Raw genomic sequence first — 9132 nt, 5'->3', positions numbered from 1 at the left:
AACGCCGTTTCGCTGAACTATCGCGGCGGCACGCTTCAGCCGGCCCGGCGAGAGAGGCGCGGGGCCTGGCGGCCCGCAGCACGGATCGAACGTCATCAGGCGTTGAGCCGCGCATCCAGAATATAGCGTGAGCCGCTAGCATCGAAATGATGGCAGCCGGTCAGGCCCGGTTTGAAATCGGGCAGGATGCGGCGCACGCATGTCTCCCGATAGTCATCCATATCCAGATGTTCGATTTCCATTATGTTGAGGCCATAACCATAAATGCCGTGCGCATTGTACTGCGCGGGCCGGTAGAGCCGGCGATGACGCGAGAAGATGCGGCCGGCATTGCGTGCCGTGGCGCTGCCCACCACCACTGGATTCGTGCGATGGGGGACGATCCGCTTCAGTTCCGGCCCGTCCACCTGGAATGCGTATAGCGCCGAGCAGTGATCCTCGAATGCGTGATGTTCTGAAAGATTGGTGAAAAGCCACCACTGGCCGCGATGTTTGAAAAGTGTGCTGTCGGCGGTTGACCATCCTTCAAAGGCCCGGGAATAGGGCTCCCAGATCAACGGAAAACTCACCGCGCGCCAGATTTCGATGCGCTTCCTCTGATGCGTCTCCGGCATGAGGAAAATCTCGTCCCCCTCGCGGAAAACGAAAGGAAACGAGAGGTGTTCGCTCCCGCCCAGCGCTATGCCGATCGGTTCAAAGCCGCTGCGGGTGATCTCGCCCACGGCGATGTGCGCTTTGGTATCGCCCAGTCCATAGTTCTCGTAGAACAGATAGGTCCGCCCCTCGTGATGAAACAGGAAGGGGTCGGCCTTGATCGCTGTGTCCGTTGGCGGAATCTCGATGGCTTCTCTGGGATCGAAATCGTCAATGGCACCGCGCCCGCTGAAAAGGGTCCAGACGGCGGTTTCCTGATGGGAGGCGCGGCGCACGCTTTTGAGCACGCGTTGCGCGATGTTTTTTGTGAGTGCCGCTGCATAGCGGCCTGTCCTGAAAACGCCGGGCGGCCTGAGCGCCTGGACGGCATCGGGGGCTTTGAGCGGCTTTGGCAGTTTGCCGGTGCCCGCGACGCGCCTGAGTTCACGCATTAAAAGCAGAACCGACTTTTCCTTGATGAAGGCGGCATTGCGCGCCGCACTGAATTTCACATTGAATTCGGCCTGCGCGATGACGCGCCTTTCCGGGTGCCGTGCCGTTTCCAGAAAGAGCGAGAGCTGGCTTGTCGGAGCACCGGCCGCCATATCGGCGATGCGTCCCAACTCGCCGAGCCCGACTGCGTGAAAACATGACTGAGCGACCAGGCGCCGAGCGGAAGGTCCCGAAGGACGGGCTCGGGCAGTTTTGCATCGCAGTGACGCAGGATCATATCGAGTTGCAGCCTGTGCCGGTCGCCATCCTCCACGGCATTATCAAGCGGGATGTTCAGTATGGTTTTTCGAGCGCGCTCGAACCGTTTTGCGCCATAGCGGGACTGTCGGGCGAAAAGCGAGCCGTCAAGCTGTGCGACTATTCTGGTCAGCATGTCGGCGTGGTTTTCTCCAGCCTGTTTCGAAACGTTCAGAAACGCGACGAGCCGGAAACGCCGGTCCGCAAGCAGCCTTTCGATGAGCTGCAATTCCCAGTTCTCGAATGGAAGGCCTGCCTGCCGCATTATGCCGATGCGCAGGGGAGGGATTGCCTGGCTTCGCTTGCCTTGCTTATCAGGAGCAGCGGTCAGCGGAGCCTCCCAGTTCAAGACGCTCGCCCAGCACGGATGAAAGCTTGTCGATCCCCATTTCGCTGAGCGAATCCTCGTGCCAGCCGCTGAGATCGAAAACCGGCGATTCATCCGGCACGAAACCACGCCATCCGAATTGAAGCCGTTTTGCGCGAGGGTGTGTGGCTTGGCTGCGGAAAAAGAGAACGGTTTCGCTGGAAAGCCCTCGCGGAGTGTAGCGCCGGGCGGCACGCACCAGGTACTGCGTAACCGCCTCGGTGATCTCCTCCTCGGCATCCATGGCCCGGGCCGGAGCGAAGCGTTCTATGAGTTTGAGCGTAAGGCTGAACTCCTTCAGATAGGTCATCAGTGACATGCGCCCGCGCAGTAGCTTGCCGGTGAAATAGACGAGACGTTTTGCCCGTTTCTCGGTGTTCCAGCGCCAGCGGGTCAGGGCCGGCTGCGAACGCACATAACCGGGTGCCCAGCTGTCGATCAGCGCAACGAAGCTCACATCATGCCCCCGGGCCCGCAGCTGGCGGGTCATCTCGGCGGCCAGGATGCCGTTGACGCAAAGCCCCACCAGTGCGACGGTTTTGGCCGTGTCGCCAAGCTGCATGGCATCCACTGCATCGCCAGCGATCTTCTCCAGCGAAAAGGCTTCTGCCTCTTCATCGATCCGCGCATTGAACATGTGGAGATTGAAGATCGAGCATGGCCGGGAAGCGACTTTGCCATCCGGTAATAGAGAAACGGATGGTTGAGCGTATAGACCGCGCAGTCACCGGTGCCTTGCCGGTAGTTCGTCGTTTCCCACTCGATTGCGACCGAAGAGGCGTCATCCTGTTTCCCGGTCTGCTTTAACCCAGCGCCGAAGATCGCGGTCGCAAAGCCCGAAAGCGTCGGTTCCCTGAAAAGGAGCGCGAGGTCGGGCTGGATGCCGAAGGTTTCGCGCACGCCGGAAAACATTCTGAGAGCCAGTAGAGAATGGCCTCCCAGCGCAAAGAAATCGTCGTCGGGGCCGACTTTCGGAACGTCGAGAACCCGCGCCCAGATCTGGCCAAGCTCGGCCTGTCTGTCTGCCGGCGGCGCAGGCTTTTCTACGGGGACCTCTACGACGTCTTGTGAGGCGGTTGGCAATTCCACTGCGCCGTCCGCCCGTCTCGGCAGGGAAAGAAGAACGCTGATTGCGGCGGGTAACTCTTCCTCTGGCAGCCGTTCTGCCAGATAGGCGTCCAGTTGCGCAGGAAGGGTTTCGAGTGGCACCATGAGCCCTGCAGTCGGCACCACGAAGGCGTGGGGCCGGCCGGCCGAGCCGTCTCGCCGGACCGCGACATCGGCGACATCCGGTTGCGCGAGAAGCAGCGCTTCCAGCCGCGATGCCGGTTTCGGCTGCGCTTCCTTCGGCAATGTGCCGGCACGAACCGGCCCCGCCATCGCGCCAATCTGCGCCTGCGGATCGTCAAGCGCGAAGGCATAGGCCTTCTGCCACAGATCGAGCAGCTCCCGCGCGGTCGCTTCGTCGAACAGATCGGTGTTGTATTCCACTGACATGCGCCAGCCGGTCGGCCGGCCGATCATGATGAAGTTGAGATCATAGATCACGCCCGGCGATTGCGACGGGGCGCTGATCAGCTCGAAATCACCATAGCGCGTATCTTCCAGAAAGGCCTTTTGCTGGTTGAAGTTCACCGAAACAAGTGGATTGCGGGAAGGATCGCGCGCAGGATTGATCAGTTCGACAAGATTGTTGAACGGCATTTTCTGGTGGTTGAGCGCCGCCCCCACCGTTGCGCTGACCCTTGAGAGGTGATCGGCGAAGCTCAACTCGTCGGCAATATCGAAACGCAGAACGAGATTGTTGATGAACACGCCGATCAGGCTCTCCAGATCTACATCCTCGCGCCCGGCGATCTGCGTCCCGAACAGCACTTCGCGTTCGCCCGAATAGTGGTGAAGTGCAGCACTGATGACCGCCGCGCCATAGCTGAACAGCGATACGTGATGCGCCCGCGCCGCCGCCTCGATCCGCTCGCCGAATTCTAGCGGCAGCGCGACGGAAAGGATCTCCCCGCGGTTGGTTTTAACGCGGCCACGGGGCCGGTCCGGCCTGATCTCGAAATAGGGCGCATCGTGCAACTGTTCGTGCCAGTAGGTCTTCTCCGCTTCGAAACCATAGCTGTTGCGGTATTCGTCCTGCCACAGCGCGAAGTCGCCATATTGCAGCGCCAGCTCCGGCAGGTGCGGCGCGCGTTTCGCGTCGATCGCCGCTGCGAGTTCTCCCACTTCGCGCCCCAGAACGCGGATCGACCAGCCGTCGAAACAGCTCTGATGCGCGGTGATGAGTATGAAACCGCGCCGGTTCTCCACCATCAGGAGCGTGACACGGAAGAGCCCCGGCTGGCCGAGGTCGAACGGGGCTGCCGCAGTCTCCTTGCTGATCGATTGGATGCGCGCCTCGCGTTGGTCTTCCGGCACGTGACGCAGGTCGATGACCGGCATACGAAACTCGACCCCGCGCACCACCTGCTGCATGGGTTGCCCGTCCGTCTCCACAAAACGGGTTCGCAGGATCTCGTGTCGCTTGATGATCTGCCGGAAAGCCTCCTCAATGCTCTCGGTCCTGAAATTCCCGCGAATCTCCCACCGCACGGCGACGTTGAGCGCGGGGTTTCCCGGATTCAGACGATCCAGGAACCAGCAACGCATCTGCGTCTGCGTGCAGGGAAATTCTCCAATGATGTCGTCCGAACCGGAGGCCATCAGGCGGTGTTCAATGTCGCTCATCCGTGTGCCTCCATGCGGCGCCGCGCGCCATGCCGGAAATCTTTCAGCGAGGGGACATGCGGCTTGATCCCGTTCACCGGCTGGCTGTCCGCTTCATCGGCGATCAGCGCCAGCTCCCCGATCGTGGGGTGTTGCAGGAGGTGCCGCGCCTCCAGCGGCAGGCCGGCATCGATCATCCGGGCTGCGATGCGGAAGATGCTGAGCGAATCCGCCCCCAGCGCGTAGATGTTCTCCTCCACCCCGATTTCGGGAATGTTGAGCACGTCGCGCCAGATGGCCGAGAGTTTCTCTTCCATGGGCGTGCGCGGCGCGGTGCGGATGATGGCCGCCTCCTGGCGCGGGATGCCCTGCTTTTCGAGCGTCTTGCGGTCGAGCTTGCCATTGGCCGTCTGGGGCAGCGCTTCGGCATTGAGCCAGAAGGCGGGCACCATGTGGCCGGGGAGATGCGCCTTCGCATGGGCACTGAGCGCCTTTGGGTCTGGCGGGTACGCCGGATCGTCCGGCACGGTGTGACACACGAGCTGCCGGTCGCCATTGCGGTTTACGGGGGCGACAACGGCGCACTGGCGCACGCCTTCTGCCTTAGAGACAACCGCCTCGATGTCGCCGAGCTCGATGCGGAAGCCGCGCAGCTTGATCTGGTTGTCGCGGCGCCCCAGAAGCTGGAGCGAGCCATCGGCCAGGCGCCGTCCCACATCGCCTGTCTTGTAGACCCGCTGCGGGACACCGCCAATCGACACATTGCGAAATGCGGCCTGCGTCTGCTCGGCATTGTCGAAATAGCCGATGGCGAGCCCGTCGCCGCCAATGTTCAGTTCACCTGTCACGCCCACGGGTGCAAGCCGGTTGCGCGCGTCCAGAATGTAGAGCTGCGTGTTGGCGATGGGCTGGCCGATGGTAATCGGCGCATCCGGATCGTCGATCCTCGCGACCGACGACCAGATCGTGGTTTCGGTCGGCCCGTACATGTTCCACAATTCGCCGCCCAGCGCACACAGGCTCTGCGCCAGCGTTGCGGGCAGCGGTTCGCCCCCACACAGCATCTTGAGCGATTTCCTCTCGCCCAGCCCCGCTTCGACAAGCATCTGCCAGAGGGTTGGTGTGGCCTGCAAAACGGTTGCGCCGCAGTCCTCGAGACGCTTGACCAGTCGGAATCCGTCCTGCACCTCGATCCTGTCGGCGATCACCACGCGGCCACCGCAGATCAGCGGCAGGTAGAGTTCCAGCGCTGCGATGTCGAAGGAAATGGTGGTGACGGCAAGCAGTGTGTCGTCTGCCACAAAGCCGGGCTCCTTCGCCATGGAGGTTAGGAAGTTGACGAGTGCGTTGTGCGGAACCTCCACGCCCTTCGGCACACCGGTCGAACCTGAAGTGAAGATGATGTAGCCGCAGCCTGCGTGCCATGAACCCGCTCCTCGAGCGGTGCCGCATCCCTGGCGGCAATCGCATCGCGCTCCTCATCGAGCATGATCGGCAGCACGTCTTCACCGGCAAGGGCGGCAATCCTGTCACTCTTGCAGATCACCGCGGAGATTTTGGCTGCCTCCATGGTCTGCCGCAGGCGTGCCTCGGGGTGATCCGGGTCGAGCGGCACATAGATGTGGTCGGCCTTCATGATCGCCAGCAGCGTCACCAGCATGTCTATGGAGCGGTCGAGCGCCACCGCGACACGGCAGCCGGGCACGAGCAGCTTTTCCTGGAGTAGCCGTGCCATCTGCCAGCTTCGCGCATCGAGTTCGCCATAGGTGATGCTTTCCTTGCCATGAGTGGCGGCAATGGCGTCGGGTGTTTCTGCCGCGCGGTCGCCAAACAGCTCGAAGGCAAAGCGCTCGTCGTCATAGGCCGCCTGCGTCTGGTTGAGCTCATAGGCAAGCCAGTCCATCTCGTCCTGCGTCATGAGTGGCAGGCGTTCGATGGGCGTGCTCATATCCTTCGCAAGAGCTTCGACAAGCGTAGCGAAATGGCCGAGCCAGCGTTCGATGGTCTCGGGATCGAACACGTCGCCATTGTAGTCGACATCGATGCGGATGCCGTCCTCGCTCTCGATCATGTTGGCGAACATGTCGAAATTCGAAAACGCCTTGGGATTGGGGACGACATCCGCGGAAAGTCCGCCAAAATCCATTCCCTTCGCCGTCCGCTCGAGGTTGAACTGGATTTCGGTCAGGGGCAGGCGGCTCGGATCGCGCTTCAGGCCAAGCTTCCGCACCAGCGTTCCATAGGTAAAGTCCTGATGCTCGAAAGCCTGAAGAACCAGCTGCTGCGTGTCCTTCAGATGCTCGGCGAAGGACCGTTCTTCATCAAGCGTCTGCCGCAGGGGCAGAAGATTGACGCAATGGCCGACCAGCGTTTCGTCATCAAGCAGGCTCTGGCCTGCCGAAGGCACGGCGATCACGATGTCGTCGCTGCCCGAAAGCCGCGCGATCATCACCTGCATGGCTGCGAGCAGGGTGGAAAACAGCGTCGCACCGTTCTTCGCGCCGGCCTTTTTAAGCCGCCTGTAGACGTCGCTGTCGATATGCGCGGTCACGGTGCCGCCGGCAAAGCTGCGCTGTTCGGGGCGCGGTCGGTCTGTCGGCATGTCCGGCAGGTCCGGCACGGTCTCGAATTGCGAGAGCCAGAACCGCTCCGTTTCTTGATTGTCTTCCGTCCGGCTCGCGCGCGTCTGCGCATAGGTGGAAAAAGCCAGTGCCGACGGCAGGTCAGGTGTGTCGCCCCGAGCAAGCGCGCTATAGGCCGTTGCCAGTTCATCGATCAGGACATTCGCCGACCAGCCGTCGCAGACGATGTGATGGGCCGTGAAGACAAGCACGTGCCGGTCGTTTGAAAGCCGAACGAGTTCTCCGCGCGCCAGCGGACCATTGACGAGATCGAACGGGGTACGCGCTTCGCGCTCGACGATCTTTGCTAGCGCTTCGCTATCCGAAACCTCCGTCAACGGCATGTCGATGCGGAAGTCGGGCGTCACCTCGAAATGCTCACCGCTGCGCGCAAAACGGATGTGAAGCGCATTGTGTCGCGCAACGATAAGATCAAACGCCTTGCAGAATGCGGCTTCATCCAGCGCGCCATCGAGCGTGAGATTGAAGGATTCGTTGAAGGAGCAGGAGGCTTCGTCACCGGCCTGGGCTGCAAGCCAGATTTCCTTCTGCGCCTCGGTCAACGGTGCCTGTTGCGGCGTCTCCTGCACGGGCTTCGCGATGGGTCGCTCGGCCCGTCCGTCATCGGCGGTCAGAATGCCGGCACCTTGAAGCGCGTCGAGCGTCTCGCCGAAGACCGTTGCAATGCGCGAAAAGTCTTCTTCCGAATGCGCGGTCGTCAGGAAACAGGGATAGCCGTCCTGGACATGCAGGCCCTGCATCCGCGCATAGGGATAAAACAGCGCGCCGAGCGGGTCGCATTGCCGAAATCTGTCACGAACCAGCTCTTGTAACCATGGATCTGTGTCGCAATCCCGCGATCCGAAAGCTGACCGTTCAGCTCCGTGACGAGCGTTTCCGTGCGGGTGGCCACCCGGTCGTAGAGTGCGCGGCCTTCACCCTTGATGTGCTCGAGCACGGCGCGTGTCGCCGCCAGCACGACAGGATGGCGCACGAATGTGCCTGCAAAGAAAGTCGGCGCGACCATTGGCACGCTGTCATCGCCATAATTCCAGTGACCGCCATCGAGCGCATCCATATACCGGCTGTCACCGGCCAGAACGCCGATCGGCATTCCGCCGCCCAGCACCTTGCCATAGGTGGCAAGGTCGCCGCGTATGCCCCACACGGCCTGCATGCCGCCGGGGTCGACGCGGAAGCCCGTCACCACCTCGTCGAACACCAGTGCGAAATCGCGTTCCGTTGCGAGCGCGCGCAGCGCACGCACGAATTCGACCGGCTGCAGCTCCGGATGGCGGCTCTGCACCGGCTCGATGATGACAGCCGCAAGCTCGTCCGCATTGGCGCGGATCCAGTCGAGGCTCTCGGGCGCGCCATAGGCAGAACCGTGATGTTCGACAGGGAATCTGCGGGAATGCCGGCGGCAATGGGCAGGGTACGATGCTGCCCCGCACGGCTGCGGCCCTTGACCAGAACCTCGTCGAACTGGCCGTGATAGTCGTTGCCGAAAACGACGATGCGGTCGCGGCCCGTCACGGTGCGGGCAACCCGCATGGCGGCCATCACGGCTTCCGATCCCGTGTTGCAGAAGGTGACGCGGCTGTGCCCGGTCAGTTCGCTAATCAGGTCCGCCACCTCGCCGGCGAGCGGTGTCTGCGGGCCAATGGCAAAGCCTCTGTCGGTCTGGGCGCGGATCGCCTCGACCACGAAATCGGGGGCGTGGCCGAAGGCAGTTTGCCCCATGCCGTTCACGAGATCGATATATTCATTGCCGTCAATGTCCCAGATGCGCGATCCCTTCGAGCGGTCGGAGACTATCGGAAAGACCAGTTCCTTCCAGTCGGCGCGAAAGCCGGAGGCCGCGCGCGGATCGGCCAGATGCGGCCGGTGTTCCTGCGTGAACGCTTTGGACCGCGCGTTCTTCTCGCAATAGCGGGCAACCAGATCGTTGATGAAGGCGCGTTTTTCCTCCGTGAGCGCCTTTTCGCCGGCCTGCGCGCCGGGCTTGTACACGCGGATGCGGCCGCCGCCGATCTCACTCTCGTCACCGCT

Annotated in this window: 8 protein-coding genes; 1 reads left to right on the top strand and 7 read right to left on the bottom strand. The window is 62.1% G+C overall.

The window, feature by feature from the left end; translation table 11 throughout:
* Window positions 1-95: 95 nt before the first annotated feature.
* Window positions 96-1238 carry a glucosamine inositolphosphorylceramide transferase family protein gene (locus JCM21793_RS27695; protein ID WP_244439959.1) on the bottom strand — a complete coding sequence of 381 codons (1143 nt, stop codon included), beginning with the start codon at window positions 1236-1238 and terminating at the stop codon, window positions 96-98.
* 44 nt (window positions 1239-1282) lie between these two features.
* Between JCM21793_RS27695 and JCM21793_RS30735 the strand changes: the two genes are divergently transcribed.
* Window positions 1283-1780, top strand: coding sequence for a hypothetical protein (locus tag JCM21793_RS30735; protein WP_244439957.1), 498 nt, complete (start codon window positions 1283-1285; stop codon window positions 1778-1780).
* Here the strand turns inward: JCM21793_RS30735 and JCM21793_RS30730 are convergent.
* The 6 genes from JCM21793_RS30730 to JCM21793_RS31085 form a co-directional block, all read right to left on the bottom strand.
* The gene (locus JCM21793_RS30730; protein WP_244439956.1) at window positions 1698-2321 is read right to left on the bottom strand and encodes a thioesterase domain-containing protein; all 624 of its coding nucleotides are present in this window, start codon (window positions 2319-2321) and stop codon (window positions 1698-1700) included. The two genes, JCM21793_RS30735 and JCM21793_RS30730, sit on opposite strands and share 83 nt — an antisense overlap.
* On the bottom strand, window positions 2237-4480 hold the full coding sequence (locus JCM21793_RS27690) for a condensation domain-containing protein (protein ID WP_244439954.1): 2244 nt from the start codon (window positions 4478-4480) through the stop codon (window positions 2237-2239). The genes JCM21793_RS30730 and JCM21793_RS27690 overlap by 85 nt, the downstream gene beginning before the upstream one ends.
* Complete coding sequence (locus tag JCM21793_RS30725; protein WP_244439952.1) at window positions 4477-5835, bottom strand: non-ribosomal peptide synthetase; 1359 nt, start codon at window positions 5833-5835, stop codon at window positions 4477-4479. The genes JCM21793_RS27690 and JCM21793_RS30725 overlap by 4 nt, the downstream gene beginning before the upstream one ends.
* Window positions 5787-7841, bottom strand: coding sequence for a condensation domain-containing protein (locus JCM21793_RS30720; protein ID WP_025031710.1), 2055 nt, complete (start codon window positions 7839-7841; stop codon window positions 5787-5789). The genes JCM21793_RS30725 and JCM21793_RS30720 overlap by 49 nt, the downstream gene beginning before the upstream one ends.
* Window positions 7799-8386 carry an aminotransferase class III-fold pyridoxal phosphate-dependent enzyme gene (locus JCM21793_RS31090; protein ID WP_280113548.1) on the bottom strand — a complete coding sequence of 196 codons (588 nt, stop codon included), beginning with the start codon at window positions 8384-8386 and terminating at the stop codon, window positions 7799-7801. The genes JCM21793_RS30720 and JCM21793_RS31090 overlap by 43 nt, the downstream gene beginning before the upstream one ends.
* Window positions 8284-9132: aminotransferase class III-fold pyridoxal phosphate-dependent enzyme (locus JCM21793_RS31085; RefSeq protein WP_280113547.1), on the bottom strand; the 849-nt coding region annotated here is incomplete at its 5' end. The genes JCM21793_RS31085 and JCM21793_RS31090, both read right to left, overlap by 103 nt.

Source organism: Nitratireductor aquibiodomus NL21 = JCM 21793 (assembly GCF_000615975.1).
Lineage (GTDB): Bacteria > Pseudomonadota > Alphaproteobacteria > Rhizobiales > Rhizobiaceae > Nitratireductor > Nitratireductor aquibiodomus.
Note: the sequence above shows the minus strand (reverse complement) of the source record. Positions and strands in the feature narration are given on the sequence as shown.